The organism is Pseudaquabacterium rugosum (assembly GCF_038066575.1).
GTDB classification, from domain to species: Bacteria; Pseudomonadota; Gammaproteobacteria; order Burkholderiales; family Burkholderiaceae_C; genus Pseudaquabacterium; species Pseudaquabacterium rugosum.
Genome location: NZ_JBBUTF010000004.1, coordinates 237,555 through 255,930 on the forward strand (window position 1 = coordinate 237,555; position 18,376 = coordinate 255,930).

12 protein-coding genes are annotated in these 18,376 nt (G+C 73.4%); 5 read left to right on the forward strand and 7 right to left on the reverse strand.

Annotation, left to right across the window (positions count from 1 at the left end):
- Positions 1-3: 3 nt before the first annotated feature.
- On the reverse strand, positions 4-1,251 hold the full coding sequence (locus AACH11_RS05370) for an NAD(P)/FAD-dependent oxidoreductase (protein WP_341373168.1): 1,248 nt from the start codon (positions 1,249-1,251) through the stop codon (positions 4-6).
- Positions 1,252-1,731: 480 nt separating this feature from the next.
- On the opposite strand from AACH11_RS05370, the gene AACH11_RS05375 reads away from it, so the two are divergent.
- Positions 1,732-3,483, forward strand: coding sequence for a bifunctional protein-serine/threonine kinase/phosphatase (locus tag AACH11_RS05375; RefSeq protein ID WP_341373169.1), 1,752 nt, complete (start codon positions 1,732-1,734; stop codon positions 3,481-3,483).
- Here the strand turns inward: AACH11_RS05375 and AACH11_RS05380 are convergent.
- A complete protein-coding gene (locus AACH11_RS05380) occupies positions 3,446-4,720 on the reverse strand; it encodes an MFS transporter (protein ID WP_341373170.1) in 1,275 nt (424 codons plus the stop codon). The two genes, AACH11_RS05375 and AACH11_RS05380, sit on opposite strands and share 38 nt — an antisense overlap.
- Positions 4,721-5,298: 578 nt before the next feature.
- Here AACH11_RS05380 and AACH11_RS05385 point away from each other — a divergent pair.
- The 3 genes from AACH11_RS05385 to AACH11_RS05395 all read left to right on the forward strand — a co-directional run bounded on the left by AACH11_RS05385 (position 5,299) and on the right by AACH11_RS05395 (position 9,602).
- Positions 5,299-6,735 carry an ANTAR domain-containing protein gene (locus AACH11_RS05385; protein WP_341373171.1) on the forward strand — a complete coding sequence of 479 codons (1,437 nt, stop codon included), beginning with the start codon at positions 5,299-5,301 and terminating at the stop codon, positions 6,733-6,735.
- 196 nt (positions 6,736-6,931) lie between these two features.
- Positions 6,932-7,966 carry a GGDEF domain-containing protein gene (locus AACH11_RS05390; protein ID WP_341373172.1) on the forward strand — a complete coding sequence of 345 codons (1,035 nt, stop codon included), beginning with the start codon at positions 6,932-6,934 and terminating at the stop codon, positions 7,964-7,966.
- A gap of 139 nt (positions 7,967-8,105) precedes the next feature.
- Complete coding sequence (locus tag AACH11_RS05395) at positions 8,106-9,602, forward strand: Do family serine endopeptidase (RefSeq protein ID WP_341373173.1); 1,497 nt, start codon at positions 8,106-8,108, stop codon at positions 9,600-9,602.
- Between the two features lie 38 nt (positions 9,603-9,640).
- Here the strand turns inward: AACH11_RS05395 and AACH11_RS05400 are convergent, their stop codons facing one another.
- From AACH11_RS05400 to AACH11_RS05415, 4 genes are all read right to left on the reverse strand, one after another.
- A complete protein-coding gene (locus tag AACH11_RS05400) occupies positions 9,641-10,426 on the reverse strand; it encodes a retropepsin-like aspartic protease family protein (protein ID WP_341373174.1) in 786 nt (261 codons plus the stop codon).
- 7 nt (positions 10,427-10,433) lie between these two features.
- Entirely contained in the window at positions 10,434-10,934 is a 501-nt protein-coding gene (locus AACH11_RS05405) for a YajQ family cyclic di-GMP-binding protein (protein WP_341373175.1), read from the reverse strand.
- 93 nt (positions 10,935-11,027) lie between these two features.
- The gene (locus AACH11_RS05410) at positions 11,028-13,535 is read right to left on the reverse strand and encodes an ATP-binding protein (protein WP_341373176.1); all 2,508 of its coding nucleotides are present in this window, start codon (positions 13,533-13,535) and stop codon (positions 11,028-11,030) included.
- A gap of 93 nt (positions 13,536-13,628) precedes the next feature.
- Positions 13,629-14,240 (reverse strand): putative pterin-binding protein, encoded by a 612-nt coding sequence (locus tag AACH11_RS05415; protein WP_341373177.1) that lies wholly within the window; start codon positions 14,238-14,240, stop codon positions 13,629-13,631.
- 370 nt (positions 14,241-14,610) lie between these two features.
- Here AACH11_RS05415 and murB point away from each other — a divergent pair, with 370 nt between their 5' ends.
- Entirely contained in the window at positions 14,611-15,666 is a 1,056-nt protein-coding gene (murB, locus tag AACH11_RS05420; RefSeq protein WP_423228693.1) for a UDP-N-acetylmuramate dehydrogenase, read from the forward strand.
- An 89-nt stretch (positions 15,667-15,755) separates the two neighbouring features.
- On the opposite strand, the gene AACH11_RS05425 is transcribed toward murB, so the two are convergent.
- Positions 15,756-18,284 carry an ATP-binding protein gene (locus tag AACH11_RS05425; protein WP_341373178.1) on the reverse strand — a complete coding sequence of 843 codons (2,529 nt, stop codon included), beginning with the start codon at positions 18,282-18,284 and terminating at the stop codon, positions 15,756-15,758.
- Positions 18,285-18,376: the final 92 nt, after the last annotated feature.

Below are 18,376 nucleotides of genomic sequence, written 5' to 3' on the forward strand. Positions count from 1 at the left end.
GCCTCAGGCGGTGGCCGGCGGGCCGAACATCAGCTGCGGCCGCAGGCCCTGCGGCAGCGGTGCGGCGTCACGGATCAGTTCCAGGTACCAGGCCCCGTGGGCGGTGTCGCCGTACAGGCAGGTGCCCACCAGGCGGCCGTCGCGCAGCACCAGCTTGCGGTAGGCGCCGGCCGGGCCGTCCTCCAGCGTGATTTCCTCGGTGTCCGGGCCGCCGAGGAAATCGCCGGCCGAGTACAGGTCGATGCCGGTCACCTTGAGCTTGGTGCTGACCTGGCTGCCGCGGTAGCGGCGCGCGCCCAGGCCGGCCAGATGGGTCGCGCAGACCATGGCCTGGTCATAGACCGGCGCCACCAGGCCGTAGGCGGTGCCGCGGTGGCTCGCGCATTCGCCGACGGCGTAGATGCGCGGATCGGTGACGGTCTGCAGCGTGTCGTCGACGACGATGCCGCCGCGGCCGTCGAGGGCGCACAGCAGGCCGGCCTCGCGCGCCAGGGCGTTGGCCGGGCGGATGCCGGCGGCCACCACCACGAGTCCGGCCGGCAGCTCGCGGCCGTCGGCCAGCCGCACGGCGGCCACGCGCGGGCCGTCGGCCGCGGCGACGAAGGCCGCCGTCTGCGCCTGCAGCGCGAAGCGCAGGCCGCGCTGTTCGAGCGCCTGTCGCAGCAGCGCGCCGGCGCGCGCATCGAGCTGGCGCTCCATCAGCCAGCCGCCCAGGTGCAGCACGGTCACGTCCATGCCGCGCTGGGCCAGGCCGTTGGCCGCCTCCAGGCCCAGCACGCCGCCGCCGATCACCACCGCGTGGGTCTCGCGGGCCGCCGCGGCGATCATGGCCTCGGTGTCGGCGATGTCGCGGTAGGCCATCACGCCGGCCAGCTCGCGGCCGGGCAGCGGGGGCATGAACGGGGTCGAACCGGTGGCGATCAGCAGCCGGTCATAGTCGGCGCAGACCTCGCGGCCCTGGTCGTCGATGCCGTGCACGCGGCGCCGGGCGCGGTCGATGCGCGTCACGCGGCAGCCCAGGTGCAGCGTGATGCCGTGTTCCGCGTACCAGTCCAGCGGGTTGAGCACGATGTCCTGCAGCGTCTGTTCGCCGGCCAGCACCGGGCTGAGCAGCACGCGGTTGTAGTTCGGGTGCGGTTCGGCGCTGAAGACGGTGATCGTGTGACGGCCCGGAGCCAGCTTCACCAGCTCCTCGAGCGTGCGCACGCCGGCCATGCCGTTGCCGATCATCACGAGGGAAGTGGGGGTCATCGTCGGAGCGGGGCTTGCAAGGTCGCGGCCGGGCGGGCGTGCAAGGGCCTGCGGGGCACACGGGGTCGGGAAGGGGGAGCCACCGGTGGGCGAGCCGCTGTGCGGGGCCGGCGGTGCATCGGGGGCAGGGCGTGGGTCCACGGCCGGGGGGGATCAGGCGGCGGGCCGTCGTCCGGATGCCGTGCGGGCGGTGGACGACCGTCAGCGGTCGCGGACCGCCGGCCGCGCAGGGTGCGCGCGGCTGTGGCCTGTGGATTCCGGGGCCGGAGGGGCTGTGGAGGCCGACCTCGCGCGCGGCGTCACGCTGCGAGACGCGGGATTCTATGCAAGCGCCATGCCGCGGCCTGGACACCGTTCCGGCGGTCCACGCCGGCCGATCCCCCGTCCTGCGATGCCATCTTGGTGCGTGCCGCACCGGGCTGGGGCGGGCGAGTCGAGGGGGCGGTCGGGCCGTGCGGCGAGCCCCCCACAATCGACGTCATGGCATTCGACATCGATCTCGGCCTCAGCAGCGACATCGGCCCGCGCACCGTCAACGAGGACTGCTGTGCCGCTGCCGCGCCGCCGCGCCACGAGTCCGAACGGGGCTATGTCGCGGCCATCGCCGATGGCGTCTCGGCCGGCGGTCTCGGGCGCACGGCGGCGCAGACGGCGGTGCTGTCGCTGATCAACGACTACCACGCGGTGCCGCCGACCTGGGAGACCTCGGTCGCGCTCGAGCGCCTGATCAGTGCCCACAACGCCTGGCTGGCCGACCACAACCGCCGCCGCAGCGATGACGCCAGCGGACTGAGCACGCTGACGGCCGTGGTGCTGCAGGGCCAGCGCTGGACGGTGGCCCATGTCGGCGACACCCGGGCCTGGCTGTGGCGCGACGGCGAGCTGACCGCGCTGACCAGCGACCACGCGATGAGCCATCCGGATCTGCGCGCGCGGCTGACCCGCGCCCTCGGTCTGGAGGACGTGGTCCGGCTGGACGTGCGTCAGGGCCCGCTGCAGCTCGGCGACGTGCTGCTGCTGAGCTGCGACGGCGTGCACCATCCGCTGGCGCCCGCCCGCATCGCCGAGCATCTGGCGCGCGTGGCCGCCGGCGGCGCGGCCCAGGCCGCGGCCGAGGCGCTGGTCGCCGCCGCGCTGCAGGCCGGCGGGCAGGACAACGCCACCGTCGTCGTGCTGGCCGTGCGGGGCCTCGATGCCCAGGGCCTGGATGACGCCCTGCTGGCCGCCCGGGCGCTGCCGGTGCCCGGGCCGCTGAAGCTCGGCGACGGGGTCGACGGCTACACGGTCACCGCGCTGGTGGCCGACAACGGCGTCAACCGCCTGTACCAGGCGCGCGAGGCCGGCACGCGCCGGCTGGTCGCGCTCAAGACGCTGGCGCCGGGCCGCGCGCATGACCTCGAGGAGCGGGTGATGCTGGCCCACGAGGCCTGGCTGGGCCGGCTGCTGACCGAGCGCCACGGCCGTGTCGGCGAGCCCGGCCATGCCGGTTTCGTCCACGTCCATCCGCAGCCGGCGCGCGCCAGCGCCTTCTACGTCGTCTTCGACTGGCATGGCGGGGCCACGCTGGAGCAGCTTCTGGCCCAGCAGCGGGCCTCGACGACCGAGGATGCGGTGGCCGGCACGCTGGCGCTGCTGCGGGCGCTGGCCCTGCTGCATCGCCAGCGCGTGGTGCACCGGGACATCAAGCCGGCCAATCTGCACCTGGGCGACGACGGCCAGTGGCGCATCCTCGATCTGGGCGCGGCGATCTCCGGCCGCGAGCCGGAATCGGTGCGCCTGCTGCACGCCGGCACACCCAGCTACATGAACCCCGAACAGTGGCTGGAGCCGGGCCAGGGCGAGGGTGCGGCGATCGCCGACGCGATGAGCGATCTCTACGCGATCGGCGTCACGCTCTACCAGTGGCTGACCGGCCGGCTGCCCTACGGCGAGATCGAGCCCTACCAGATCGCCCGCTACCGGCGCGATCCGGTGGCCCCCAGCCGGCTGCGGCCGGAGCTGCCGCTGTGGCTGGACCACGTGGTGCTGAAGGCGGTGGCGCGCGACCGCCGCCAGCGCTTCGAGACAGCCGAGGAATTCGCCCTCGCGCTGGAGCGGGGCGCGTCGCGACCGCTGAACGCGCCGCCGCCCACCCCGCTGGTGCGACGTGACCCGGCCGCGGCGCTGAAGCTCGCGCTCGGGCTGTCGCTGGGACTCAACGTGCTGCTGCTCGGGCTCTGGATGGTGCTGTAGCGGCAGGGGCCGCGCCGCCGACGCGGGCGCGGCCACCCTTCTCGGCCCAGGTGCGGGTCCAGCGGACCTGCATCACGCGCATCAGCACCAGCATCGCCACCGAGAACACCGCCATCACGACGAAGCCGATGAAGAAGCTGCCGGTGTGCTGCTTGACCTGGCCCATCAGCGCCGGCACCGTGCCGCCGCCCAGCGCACCGATCTCGCCGATCATCGAGCCGGCCACCGCGGTGGACATCGGCCAGCGCAGCGGCACCAGCTGGAACAGCGCGCCGTTGCCCGCACCCAGCGCGGCGAAGCAGACGATCAGCAGCAGCGTGGTCAGCACCACCGAGTGGCCGACCGAGCCCACGCCGACCAGCGCGATGGCCACCACCACCAGCACCACGCTCAGCGTGTTGACGCCGCCCCAGTGGTCGGAGATCCAGCCACCGAACACGCGCACCACCGCGCCCATCAGCGCCGCCAGCATCGTCAGCTGGCCGGCCTGCACCTTGGAGACGCCGAACTGGTCGTGGTAGTAGGTCGGCAGGAAGGTGGCCAGACCGATGAAGCCGCCGAAGGTGACGACGTAGATCAGGCTGAAGACCCAGCCGTCCTTCTCCAGCAGGCAGGCCAGGTGCTCCTTCATGTTGGCATGGGTGTCACGGTCCGGCGGCTCCTTGGCCATGAAGGCGACCACCGCCATCGGCACGAAGGAAGCCAGTGCGGCGAAGCCGTAGACCGTCTGCCAGCCGTAGGTCTGGGCCAGCGGCGGCGCCAGCAGCGCGGCCAGCGCGGTGCCGGCGTTGCCCGCACCGACCAGGCCCATGGCCAGGCCCTTGTACTGCGGCGGATACCAGCCCGAGCCCAGCGACATCGCCACGCCGAAGCTGGCGCCGGCCACGCCCAGCAGCAGCGCCATCTTCAGCATGTCGTCATAGCTGTGGACGAAGAAGTAGCCGAAGGCCATCGTCAGCGTGATCAGCGCGAGCTCGACCAGCGTCGCCGTCTTGCGGCCCACGTACTGCGCCAGCAGGCCGAGCGGAAACCGCATGATCGCGCCGGCGATGATGGGAATCGACAGCAGCGTGCCCTTCTGCGCCGGCGTCAGCTGGAACTGCTCGCTGATGAACGGCGCCATCGCACCGTTGAGCACCCAGATGACGAAGGAGAAGGTCAGGTAGAAGAAGGCGGCGAACAGCGTCGGCGTGTGGCCGGAGCGCAGGAAGGCGGAGAAGCTGAACGTGGGGGCCATGGTGCGGGGCAGGTGGCCGCATGACCTGCGCGCGGGCTCGCCGTGGGCTGCGGCGGCGCGAGGTGAGCGGATGGGTCTCGGGCGGAGGCGCTGCTGCCCCGGGGTGGGGCCGGCAGTCCAGGTCAGGGACGGGGCAGGACACCGGGCGGTGCGGCCGTCGTCCTGCAGCTGCGGCGGTGCGCCGCGGGCCTGGGAGCCATGCATCGGACCGGTGCATCGTCACACCGGCATGCAGTCCACAAGCAGGATCGATGCCATCTCGTCGTCCATGGCCGGGCGGTGCTGCCGGACGGATGTCCGGCCACCGTCCGCGGCGGGCCATGGCGCACCACTGCCGCGGTGTCGGCCACGTTCTGGTGCATGGCTGCGCGGCGGTGGTGCGTCCTGCCACGGGGTGCGTGACCGCCGTCACACCGACGGTGGATCGGCGATGATGTCGGCCTGTGCCGGGTCGCTCCGCCACCGGTGCCGAGCGCGCCGGGCCGGCCGTCGCCGAGATCCGGCCTTCGTCCAGGTTTCCGTCCTGCTCCTGTCTTCCTTTTCGACGCCGCCGGCTGGCCGGGGTGTCCTGCCCCCTGATGTCCGACGCCTGCGCTGAGCCCCGGATCCTGATCGTCGACGACGGTGCGCCCGTCACCTGGGCGCCCGCCGTGGCGGCGCTGTTCGAGCCGGCCGCCGGCGGCCGCTTCACGGTCTGCGGCACCTGTCCGGCCGCCGGCCCGCTGGTCCAGACCGTGGTGCGCGAGGCGCCGCAGGTCCTGCTGTGGCTGCTCGGTGCACCCGACCCGGCCCTGCCGGCGCGGCTCGACGCCCTGGCCCAGGCCGCGGCCTTGCCGGTGCTGCTGTGGCCGGTGTCCGGCCTCGCGCCGCCGCCGGACGACTGGGTGGCCGAGCTCGTCGCCCGCGAGACCGCGCTGTGGTGGCCGGCGCCCGCGGCCACCGATGCCGCCGCCGTGGCCGCCACCCTGCCGCTGCAGCTGCGCTGGCAGATGCAGCGGCACGCCCTGGCGCGTGCGCGCCAGGAGGCGCTCGACGATGCGCGCCAGCGGCTCGACGAGCGCAAGTGGGTCGATCGTGCCAAGGGCATGCTGATGCAGCACCAGCAGCTCAGCGAGAGCGATGCCTTCGCGCTGCTGCGCACCGCCTCGCAGCACGCGAACCTGCGCGTGGGCGAGATCTCGCGTGGCCTGCTCGAGGCCGCCCAGGCCGCCGAGGCGATCAACCGGGGGGGACAGCTGCGCATGCTGTCGCAGCGTCTGGTCAAGGGCTGCGCCCTGCAGTCCGGCATGGCGCCGGCGCGGCCGCGTGCCGCCCCGGTGGCGGCGGCGGGGGCGGGGTCGGGAGCCGGGGCGGCCGTGCGCAACTGGGATGCGCCGCTGATCGACGACAGCGTGCAGCGGCTGCAGGCCAATCTGGTGCATCTGGCCAGCCTGAGCACGATGGCTGCCGTGCCGGATGTGGTCGTCGAGCTGCAACGCAGCCAGGAGGCCTGGCAGGCGGTCCAGCTCGCGCTGGAGCCGGCGATGGTCGGCGGCTCAGCTGCTGAGCTGCTGGCCCTCGATGCCCGGGCCGAGGCCTTGCTGGAGGCTGCCGAGGGGCTGACCGCCGCGCTCGAGCGTGCCAGTGGCCGGCGCAGCCTGCGGCTGGTCAACCTCTGCGGCCGCCAGCGCATGCTGTCGCAGCGGCTCGCCAAGCAGGCGCTGCTGGCCAGCCGCTGCGAGGGCGAGGCCGCCGCCCTTCAGGCCGCGGCCGCCGTGCGCACCCTCGGCGAGCTCGAACACGGCCTGCGCACGCTCGAGGCCGCGCCGCTGTCGACCGAGGACATCCGCAGCGCACTGGCGCGTGCGCTGGGCCAGTGGCAGCGTCTGCGCCAGACCCTGGCGGCGCCGGTCGGTGCCGGCAGCGGTGCCGATGCCACCGCGCTGCTGCTGGCCCGCGAGAGCGAGGCCCTGCTGGCGAGCTTCGAGCACCTGACCTCGCTCTACGAGCACAGCATGCAGGTGCTGCTGGGCTGAGCCCGGGCGCGGTGGCCTCGGGCGAGCGGGAGAGGGTCAAGTCCCATCTGAGGGGGGAACACCACGCTGATGTGGGGGCAGGGCCCATGCGTGGTCCGCGGTGCCCTCGCTATCATGCGGGTCCGGGCAAGGGGGGAAGGGTGTCGTGCGCGCACCGCTCCGGCCTGGCCAGTCCGCCGTACCCGATCGTCCCGCGATGCCCGCCGCCCACATGAACCTCGCTCCGATGTCGCCTACCGAACCCGCCCGGGCCCCGTCCGGTGTGGCCGACGCGGCCGGCCTCGGCGGCGCCCTGCTGTGGTCGCTGGCTCAGCAGCAGGGCTGGGGCGTCGCCCTGAAGTCCGCCACCGACGGCCGTTATCTGGCGGTCAACCCGGCGATGGCCCAGCTGCTGGGCCGCGCGGAGGCCGAGATCCTCGGCCGCCACGATGGCGAGCTGCTCGACCCGATGGTCGCCACGCTCCTGCGGGCGGCCGACCACACGGCGGCCGCCCAGGGCGGCGCGCTGGTCAGCGATCACCGGCTCGAGTGGCGGGGGGAGCGCCGTGAGTTCCAGGTCACCCGCTGCCATGGCGTCGAAGGCGGGCAGCCGCGGCTGTGGCTGGTCTGGCAGGACCTGGCGCCCCAGCGCCAGCGCGAGCAGCAGCTGCGCAGCGCCCTCGAACAGCTCGAACAGCAGCAGCGCGCCAATGAGGCGCTGCGCCGCGAGATCGTCGATCAGTCGCTGCGCGACCAGACCAGCGGTCTGAACACCCGGGCCCATTTCGAGGACCAGATGCGCCGCGAGCTGGACCTCTCCAGCCGCGAGCACCGCGAGTTCGCGCTGGTCTACATGGTCATCGATCCGCTGCCCGAGCGTGTGGCGGCCCTCGGCCAGCCGGCGCTCGACCGCATCCATGAGGCGATGGGCCGCCTGCTGCGCGGCAACACCCGCGCGATGGACACCGCCTGCCGCATCGACGAGCACCACTTCGCGGTGCTGCTCTCGGGGGTCGGACTGGCGACCGCCCATTCGCGGATGGAGGGGCTGCGCCGCCAGTGCGCGACGCAGATCGTGATGCTCGACGGCCAGGAGCTGGGCTTCACCGTCGCGATGGGCGTGGCCAGCTATCCGCACACCGCCCACGGTCACGACGAACTGCTCGAATCCTGCACCAAGGCCCTGGCCGAGGCGCGCCGTCGCGGCGGCAACAACGTCGCGCTGGCCAGCATCCGCTTCGACACGAACTGAGCGCGGCCCGGGCCCGGCCCGGCCTGCGCTTCACCGTCGCCTCATCCTGCGCTCACCGGCCGCTCACCTCGGCCCCGCAGACTCCGCATCCATCGGTCGCGCATGCCGCGCGGCCCCGATCCGATCCGGAGTTGCGCAGATGAAGCCCGTTTCCAGCACCCTCAAGCCGATTGCCTGGGCCCTGCTCGGCGGCGGCCTGGCCGTCGTGACGACCGCCGGCGCCACCGGCGGACTGCTCGATTTCCTCAAGCCCCAGCCCGGGGCCGCGGCGGTGCAGGCCGCGGTGGCTCCCGCGGTGGCCGCCACACCGGCGCCGCTGGCCCCCGTGACCGCACCGAACTACCGCGGCATCGTCCAGCAGTACGGTCCGGCCGTCGTCGGCGTCACCGTCGAAGGCCTGCGTCGCACCGCGCTGGAGAGCACCGGTGCCGATGCGGACCCGATGCAGCGCTTCTTCCGCAGCCTGCCCGGACGCCGTGGGGCGCCGATGGTCGAGCAGCCGTTCAAGGGCCAGGGCTCGGGCTTCATCGTCAGCGCCGATGGCCTGGTGCTCACCAATGCCCACGTCGTGCAGGACGCCAAGGAGGTGACCGTGCGCCTGGCCGACCGGCGCGAGTACGCGGCCAAGGTGCTGGGCAGCGATCCGGCCACCGACATCGCCGTGCTGCGCATCGATGCCAAGGGTCTGCCCACGGTCAGCCTGGGGGATCCGGGCTCGCTGATGGTCGGCGATCCGGTGCTGGCCATCGGCGCGCCCTACGGCCTGGAGCAGACGGCCACCGCCGGCATCGTCAGCGCCAAGGGGCGTTCGCTGCCGGGCGATGCCTACGTGCCGTTCATCCAGACCGATGCCGCGGTCAATCCGGGCAACTCGGGCGGGCCGCTGTTCGATGCGGCCGGTCGCGTGGTCGGCATCAATGCGCAGATCTACTCGCGCACCGGTGGCTTCCAGGGCGTGAGCTTCGCGATCCCGATCGACGTGGCGATGAAGGTGCGCGACCAGATCGTGGCCACCGGCCGGGCCCAGCATGCCCGTCTGGGCGTGGTGGTGCAGGACCTGAGCACACCGCTGGCCGAGAGCTTCGGCCTGCCGCGGCCCGACGGCGCGCTGGTGGCCGAGGTCGATCCCAAGAGCCCGGCCGCGCGGGCCGGCCTGCGCAGCGGTGACGTGATCCTGCGCCTGGATGGCCAGCCGGTCACGCAGTCCGGGCAGCTGTCCAGCCGCATCGGCCTGTCGCGCCCCGGCGACAAGGTCGCGCTGACCGTCTGGCGCGATCAGAAGCCGCAGCAGATCGAGGTCACGCTGGGCGTGGCGGGTGACGCGACGGCGCAGGCCGAGGCCACCGCCGGCACACCCGGCGTCGAGCCGGTGCGTCTGGGCCTGGCGCTGCGCCCGCTGAGCGCCGCCGAGCGCCAGCAGGCGCAGATCGACCGCGGCGGGCTGCTGGTGCAGGGCGTGGACGGCCCGGCGGCCAAGGCCGGCATCAGCGAGGGTGACGTGGTGCTGGCGATCAACGGCCTGCCGGTCGAGGGCGTCGAGGACCTGCGCGGCGTGTTGCAGAAGAAGCCGCGCAACGTCGCCTTGCTGGTCTGGCGCCAGGGCGAGCGGCTGTTCGTGCCGGTGCCGCTGGGCTGAGCGCCGACCCGCCCGGGAGGGCGGGCCTCGGGCCGGGCTCAGCGCCGGGTCAGGCGCAGCGTGTCACCGGTGCGCTGCAGCGTGAAACGGTCCAGCGCGCTGTTGCCCAGCAGGGCGTGCGGCATGTCCTGCGGCACGACGACCGCGGCCACGTTGGCCAGCTGCACCTGACCCAGGCGCAGGGCGGTGATCGTGATGCGGGCCACGGCGATGGTGCCGTTGGCCGTGCTCGACAGGGTGCGCGGGGCGGAGCGCCAGTCCAGGCCGAGGGCATCGGCCATCGAGGCGCTCAGGGCCACCGTGGTGGCCCCGGTGTCGACGATGAAGGCCTGGCGCCGTCCGTTGACCCAGCCGTCGACGAGGTAGTGGCCGCCCGCTCCCTGCGGCAGCACCAGCTCCCGGCCGGCATCGGTGGCGGCCGATGCGGCGTCGCCCTGGGTGGCGCCCGCCGGGGCGCTGCCGATGGCCACCGGCTGCTGGCCGAGCTGCAGCCGCAGGCGCTGGCCGCCGACCTCGACCTCGGCCGTACCGCCGGCCTCGACCTTCAGCAGCCTGACCCCGCCTGCGCGGCCGCCGACGGCCAGCGCCTGCGGCTGGCCATCGATGACCAGCAGCGCCTGACGCGTCCCCATCGTGCCCGACAGGGAAATCTGCTGGGCACCGGCCGTGGCCGGCAGCGCCAGGCCCGTCAGCACGGCCGCCAGCCGCCAGACCGCACCGGCACCGGCACCGGCACCGGCACCGGCACCGGCACCGGCACCGGCACCGGCACCGGCAGGCGTGGCAGCCCGCGATGCAAGGCCGTCGCTGCGGCGGGCGGGCATCGCGGCCTCAGTCGCGGAAGTTGTTGAAGCTCAGCGGCAGATCGGTGATGTCCTTGCGCAGCAGCGCGATCGCCGCCTGCAGGTCATCGCGCTTGCCGCCGGTCACGCGCACCGTGTCGCCCTGGATCGCGGCCTGCACCTTGAGCTTGCTGGCCTTGATCGCCTGCTGGATCTTCTTCGCGTTCTCGGCGTCGACACCCTGCTTGACCGGCACCATCAGCCGCACCTTGTCGCCGCCCATCTTCTCGAGCTTGCCGTCGAGCTTGAGGAAGCGGATGTCCACGCCGCGCTTGGTCAGCTTGGCCAGCAGGATGTCCTTGACCTGGTCGATCTGGAAATCGCTGTCGCCGTGCAGCTCCAGCGTGCGCTCCTTGCCCTTTTCGGTGGACTCGATGCGGGCGGAGCTGCCCTTGAAATCGAAGCGGGTGCCGATCTCCTTGTTGCTCTGGTCGACTGCGTTGCGCAGTTCCACGAGATCGGGTTCAAGCACGGTATCGAAGCTGGGCATGGTGGCCGTCTCGGCTGGTTCGGTGGGAGGCGGCGGCATTCTGCCACCGTGCTCCGGCGGCGGGCGGCGGCGGGCCGCCGCAGGCCCCGGCCGTCAGAGCAGGCCCATGCGGGCCAGCAGCGCGCGGCTGAACTCGATGCGCGCGTCGAGCTCGGCCGCCTGCTGGCGGCGATGGGCCGGCGGCATGGTCTCGCCTTCGTCCTCGAGCTGGCGGGCCTGTTCGGCCAGCGCCCTGAGGCCGACGCTGGCGGCAGCACCCTTGAGCGCATGGGCGCGACGGGCGATCTCGCCGGTCACCGGCAGCTCCTGTTGCAGGGCCTCGCGCAGGCCGCGCAAGGTGCCGGCCTCGTCACCGAACAGGCTGGACAGCACGCTGCGCAGGCCCTGCACCGAGATGCCGACGCAGACCTCGCCGATGATGGCCATGTCCAGCGTCTGCCCGACATCGCTGGCGCGGAAGCGCTGGCGTGGGCTGCCGGCCGGCGCCAGGGCCGGGGCCGGGGCGTCAGGGGCGGGTACAGGCTGGCGCTCGGCCGTGCGGACATCGTCGGTGCTCACCCGACCGATGGTAGCCGGCGCTTGACGGACATCGACCACCGAGGCGCTTCGCTTCGTGGGGGAGGCCGCGGGCGGGGCTGCCGGCGTGCCCTGGGAGCGGTCGGCGGGCGGTTGCGTCGCGGTGCCGGCGGTCCCGGTGGCCGGCGCTTCCGGGCGCCGGGCGCGGGCGCGTTCGCCGAACAGCCGGATCAGCAGCTGCTCGATGTCCTCGGGCTGCACGGGCTTGGGCAGGAAGTGGTCCACGCCGGCCTCGTGCAGGCGGTCCCGCGTCTCCAGATAGGCGTCGGCCGTCAGCGCGACCACCGGCACCCGGCCGGCATCGCCCGGCAGCGCACGCAATGTGCGCGTGGCCTGCAGGCCGTCGAGCACCGGCATGTGCAGGTCCATGAAGATCAGGTCCGGTCGGCGCTGGTGCACGGCCGTCACCGCCTCGGCGCCATTGGCCACCAGACGCACGCGGTGGCCCAGGCGCGACAGCAGCAAGGCCATGAACTTGCGGTTGACCGGATGGTCGTCGGCCACCAGCAGCTCCAGGGCCTGCTCGGGTGGCACCGGCGGCAGGCGGGGCGCCGGCGGCTCCGGGGCTTCGGTGGCCAGCTCGCAGGCCGGCAGCGTCAGGCCCAGCGTGAACACGCTGCCGTGGCCGGGCTGGCTCTCGACGGCGATGTCGCCGCCCATCATGCGGGCCAGGCTGCGCGAGATCTCCAGCCCCAGGCCCGAGCCGCCGTAGCGCCGCGAGGTGCTGGCATCGCCCTGCGAGAAGCGCTGGAACAGCCGGGAGCGGACCTCGGGCGCGATGCCGATGCCGGTGTCGCTGACGGCCAGCTTCAGCGGCCAGCCACTGGCGCCGAGCGGGCCGTCCAGCCGCACGTCGAGCCGGATCTCGCCGACATCGGTGAACTTCACCGCGTTGGACATCAGGTTGAACAGGATCTGCTTCAGGCGCTTGCCGTCGGCCACCACCGCGTGCGGCACGTCGGCGCTGATGGTGACCTCCAGCCGCAGGCCCTTGGCCTCGGCCGACAGCGTCATCAGCAGCTGCACCTCCTCGACCAGGCGATGCAGGTCCAGCGGCCAGGGCAGGATCTCCAGCCGTCCGCTCTCCAGCTTGGAGATGTCGAGGATGTCGTTGAGCAGCTCCAGCAGGTGGCGGGCTGACTCGCGGGCGGTGCGCACATGGTCGGCCTGCTCGGCACTCAGGCGGCTGCTTTCGAGCAGGGCCAGCATGCCGAGCATGCCGTTGAACGGCGTGCGCAGCTCGTGGCTCATGTTGGCCAGGAAGGCGCTCTTGGACTGGCTGGCGCTCTCGGCCTCGCGCCGGGCCTCGCCCAGATGGGCGGCCAGCTGCTCGGCCTCGTCGCGGCGCTGGCTGAGCAGGCGGAACTGGCGCAGCGCCAGCCAGGCGAAGGTCAGCGTGAGCAGGCTCTGGAAGGCGGTCAGCGCGATGCCCAGCCGGGTCAGGTCGCGCACCGTGTCGTTGCGGCGGCCGACCTGCTCGGCCACCAGGTGGTTGGCCAGCAGCGAGAGGTCGTGCAACGGCGCCATCTGCCGCTCGAGCTCGTCGAGCGCACGGCGCAGGGTGGCCCGATCCAGCGGCGCGGTCGAGGTCTCGGCCAGCACCGGGTCCTGGTGCTCGACGAAGGCGCGGGCCATGGCCAGCGTCTGCAGGTGGATCGGGCCGAAGTCGACATAGCCGCGGGTGCGTTCGACCTCGATCAGCGGCAGCCGGCTGGCGTAGATCTCGTAGCGCTGGCGCAGTGCCGTGGGGTCGAGGTCGGCCGGCTCGCGCAGGCCCTGGCGCAGCATGTCGCGCAGCTGCATCGTCTCGGCCTCCAGCTGGAAGAAGCCGAAGGCCAGGTTGTCGCCCTGGTAGCGCACGGTGTCCGACAGCATGCCGATCTGGCGCCACTGCAGCCAGCCGACGACGGCGAAGCCGGCCACCAGCACCCCGGCGATGGCCTGCAGCAGGTGGCGGCCACGTCGGCTGCGGGCGCCACGGGCGCGCACCGGACGAGCGGGAGGATCGACGGTCGTGGGGTCCACGGGGCGGGCGGGAGCTGGAGGGGCCGGGAGGGCGACGCAGGGGCCGTGTCAGCCGGCGGGGTGCGCGGAAGGCCGGTGCCGAGGCCGCAGGCCTCAGCGCACGCTCAGCGCGCGCAGCTGCCAGACCGAGCGGCTGTAGTAGCGCTCGCTGCGCAGGTCCGCGCTCTCGTCGTAGGGGTAGATGATGAACAGCGGGCCCTTGTCACGCACCGCCATCGGCTTGCCGTCGAGCCGTGTGGCCACGAGCATCTTGTGCCGCAGCGCGTCGTCGTAGGGGATGTCGGCCTTGTAGTCGTTGAGTGCGGCGGCCGTGATCTGCGTGCCCTGGGCCCGTGCGGCGGCCAGCACGTCGCGCAGCAGTGGCCCGCTGAAACGCTTCGGGCTCTTGAACCAGGGCGTCTGCGTGGTGTAGGCGTGCTGCGGCAGGGACTCCAGACGGGCCATGTCGAACAGCTCCTCGCGCCGGCTGGCGCCTTCGCCGCTGTGCACGGTCAGCAGGACGCGGCCCCGGGGGGGGCGGCTGCCGCCGTCACCACCGGAGGCCGGCTCCGCGACTGGGGTGGCGGTCGGGGTGGCCGGGGTGGTGGCAGCGGCGGTGTTCGCCGCGCCGCCCAGCAGCAGGCCGGCCAGGCCCAGCGCCAGCTGGCGGCGTGTGATGGCGATCGACGGGAGGGCGCAGGGGCGGCAGGCTGGGGCGGGCGGCATCGGCGGACGTGGGCAGCGGACGTGGGCGACAGTCAGTCCGGGGGACGGCCCGGGACGGGGAGGCAGGAAGGGGCAGGGCAGGCCCGGTCCGTTTCCATCCGGTGCCGGGTGGCCCGGGCCGCAGTATCGCCCGCGCCGCCGCCCCTCGTTGCCGTGAACTACCCCGGGAGCCGCAGGCATGTCCGTGTCTGGTGCGGTGCCTGGTGCCGTGTCTGCTGGCCGTGGCCCGGGCCCGGGCCCTGGGGGTGGCGGGCGGTGCCGGGCGCGGTAGGGGTCGCGGTACAGGGCGCGGTACAGGGCGCGGTACAGGGCGCGGTACAGGGCGCGCCCGGCGCGGCCGGCCGGCGGACGCATCGGCGACAATCGTGCGATGGACATCGAGTCGGGCACCGATCTGGACATCGCGCGCGCGATGTCCCTGCGCGAGCTGAACAGCTTTGGCCTGCCCGCGCAGGCCCACACCCTGGTGCGCCTGCGCCGCGATGCCGACGTGCGGCGGATGCTGGCGCTGCCGGAGCTCGGAACCGCGCCCAAGCTGGTGCTGGGTGGGGGCAGCAACATCGTGCTGACGCGCGACCCGCAGGCGGTGGTGCTCAAGGTCGAGGTGCCCGGCGCCCGGCTGGTGGCCGAGACGCCCGAGGCCTGGATCGTCGAGTTCGGCGCCGGCGTGGTCTGGCACGACGCCGTCACCTGGTGCCTGGACCACGGTCTGCCCGGGCTGGAGAACCTGGCCTTGATTCCGGGCACCGTCGGTGCCGCCCCGGTGCAGAACATCGGTGCCTACGGGCTGGAGCTGGCCGACCGCTTCGACAGCCTGGACGCGGTCGACCTGGTGACCGGCCGCAGCGTCACGCTCGACAAGGCGGCCTGCCGCTTCGGCTACCGCGACAGCGTGTTCAAGCAGGATCCGATGGACGGTGGTCTGGCCGGCAAGAGCGTGATCACGCGCGTGCGGCTGCGCCTGCCGCGGCCGTGGCAACCGGTGCTCGGCTACCTCGACATCGAGCGCCGGATGCAGGAGACCGGCATCGCGGCGCCCGACCCCCGGACGCTCTACGACTGGGTCTGCGCGATCCGCCGGGCCAAGCTGCCCGATCCTGGCCGGATCGGCAACGCCGGCAGCTTCTTCAAGAACCCCGTGGTCAGTGCCGAGCAGTGCCGCGACATCATCGCGCGTGACCCTCATCTGGTGCATTACCCGATGGGCGACGGCCGTTTCAAGCTGGCGGCCGGCTGGCTGATCGACGCCTGCGGCTGGAAGGGCAAGTCGATCGGGCGTGCCGGGGTCTACGAGCGTCAGGCCCTGGTCCTGGTCAACCGCGGCGGTGCCACCGGGGCCGAGGTGGTCACGCTGGCACGGGCCATCCAGGAGAGCGTCTACGGTCGCTTCGGCATCCGGCTGGAGCCGGAGCCGGTTCTGCTCTGAGCCCTGGGCTCCGGTGGCCCCGGTGGCCCGCCCCGGCGCCCGATCCGTCGGTGCAGGCGCGGGCCGTCCCGCAGCGGCGTGGCCTGCGTTCAGTGCAGCAGATCGTGCTGCAGGCAGTGCTCGCGGCTGGCCCGCAGCAGACGGGCGAACTCGTGTGCCTGCTGCTGTTCGTGGCCGGGCTGCAGCTGCAGATCTTCACGGCTGAGCCGCTCCGCGCAGGCGCCGAGTGCGGGCAGGCCGAGGTTCAGGGCCGCGCCCTTGACCGTGTGCGCCGCGCGCCGCAGGCCCTGGACGTCGCGTTCCCGACAGGCCTGGTCGATGCGCCGTGCGGCGTCCTCCGCATGTTCGAAGAAGCCGCGGTAGAGCCCTCGTGCGTCCGCCATGCCCAGCAGCGTGCGCAGCCGCAGGCTGGCCTGCTCGTCGAGCAGCACGGGTGACGGTGGCGGGGTGCCGGGTGCACCGCTGTCGGCCGCCCGGCCGGGCGCGGCCGGGGCCGGCGGTGCGCCGGGTGGCACGGGGCCCGGTGGCGCGGCCGTCACCCGGTCCGCCGCGACCGTGGCGCCCGGCGCTGCCCGCTCCGGCGCGGCCTGCACCGCGCGCACGCCGGCATGCCGCTCCAGCGCGGCCTGCAGGACGTCGAGGGACAGGGGCTTGGTCAGCACGTCGTCGGCGCCGGCCGCCAGGCAACGCTCCCGGGTCTGGGCGAACACGTCGGCGGTCAGCGCCAGCATCGGCACGCGGCCGGCGGCCGGCGGCAGGGCGCGGATCGCCTGCATCGCCGCGATGCCGTCCATCACCGGCATGTGGACATCCATCAGCACCAGGTCGTGGGCATCGTCGCGCTGGTGTTCGAGCGCGATCCGGCCGTTCTCGGCCAGTGTGCTGGCATGGCCCATGTGGTCGAGCAGGGCCTGCAGGTACAGGCGGTTGACCGGGTGATCATCCGCCACCAGCACCCGCAGCACCGGTGCGGGGCCGTCCGCGTCCGGGGGGCTGCCCCGTGCGGCCGGGTCGTGCCATGGCAGGGGCGTGGGGGCGATGACAGGCCGGGTCTCGGTCTCGGTCTTGGCTTCGGTTTCGGTCTCGGCCAGGGCCGGTCGCACGGCTGAGGCTGTGGGCGTGGGCGTGGGCCCGGGCACCGGCGCCTGTGCCGCCGCCGTGGCGGGCAGCAGTGGCAGGCGCAGGCGGAAGACGCTGCCTTCGCCGGGCCGGCTCTGGGCGCCCAGCTCGCCGCCCATCAGCAGCGCCAGATTGCGCGAGATGGACAGGCCCAGGCCGTTGCCACCCGCCTGGGCGACCTGCGGGTCGGCCGACCGGCTGTAGCGGCGGAACAGCTGTCGCAGGGTCTGGGCATCGATGCCGATGCCGTGGTCGCGCACCTCCAGCAGCAGGCTGTCCAGGCCGGCGGTGGTGGGCTGCCGCCTGGCACTGATCTCGACCCGGCCCTGGTCGGAGAACTTCAGCGCATTGCTGATCAGGTTGTAGAGGATCTGGCGCAGCCGTGTCGCGTCGCCGATGATCGACGGCGGCAGTGTCGGGTCGAACTGCCAGTCCAGCTGCAGCGACTTGGCCTCGGCCAGCGGCCGCATCAGCTGCACCACCTCGGCCAGCAGGGGCTGCAGCTGGACGGTCTCGCGGGTCAGCGTCAGCGTGCCGGCCTCCAGCTTGCCCAGGTCCAGCAGTTCGTCGAGCAGGCGCTGCAGGTGCTGGGCCGACGCCTGTGCGGTCGCCAGCCATGTCCCGGTGTCACCCGAGGCGGGCGTTGGGGGTGTCGTGGGCGTCGTGGGTGCCGCCGGCGGCTGCCGCAGCAGGGCCAGCAGGCCCAGCAGGCCGTGCAGCGGGGTGCGCAGTTCGTGGCTCATGTCCGCCAGGAACATCGACTTGGCCTCGTTGGCCGTCTCGGCCTCGATGCGGGCCTGACGCAGCTGCCCGGTCAGGTCCAGCAGCCGCCGGTGGGCGCGCTGCAGCGCACGCACCTGACGCAGCACCAGCGCGGCCGACAGCAGCACCAGCGCGGCCAGGACGCCACCGAACACCAGCGTGCTGCGCTGGTACTGCCGCATCTGCTGGGTCCGGTCGCTGACATGGGTGGCGGCCTGCAGCGTGGCCTCGATCATCAGCTGGTGGATGGGCTCGTCGAGGGCCTGCAGGCCGTTGCGCAGTTCGTCCAAGGCGTGGCCGCCGTCCTGGCCGGTCACGGCCACCGGCAGCCATTCGTCGGCCTCGGCGACGAAGGCTTCGAGCTGGTGCAGCAGCGCGGCCGAGCGGGCGCTGCTGTCGAGCAGTGCCCGTGCATGGCGGCCCTCGAACAGGCCGATGCGGCTGACGAAGATGTCGTATCGCAGTTGCAGGTCCTGCGACGGCCCTGGCTCGGCGGCGCCATCGGCCTGCAGCACGGCCGCCTCGCGCAGGCGCAGGTACTCGATCTCGAGCTGGGTCAGCGCGATGACGGCGTAGTCCCGCTCGTACTCGACGACCTTGGAGACCAGCCCGTTCTGGCGCAGCTGCACCATCAGCACCGCGGCCAGCGCGCCCAGGACCAGCAATCCGGCCAGCAGCAGCAGCGAGCGGCGCGGCCCCACGGCGGTGTCGATGCGGCCGCTGTCGGTCGGCTTCATCGCGCAGCGGGGCCGGCCGGCGGTCGATGGCCGCCGCGGGGGGCCGGGCGCAGCGCCACGGCAGCCCGCCGCGGTGCACGCCCACCTGACGG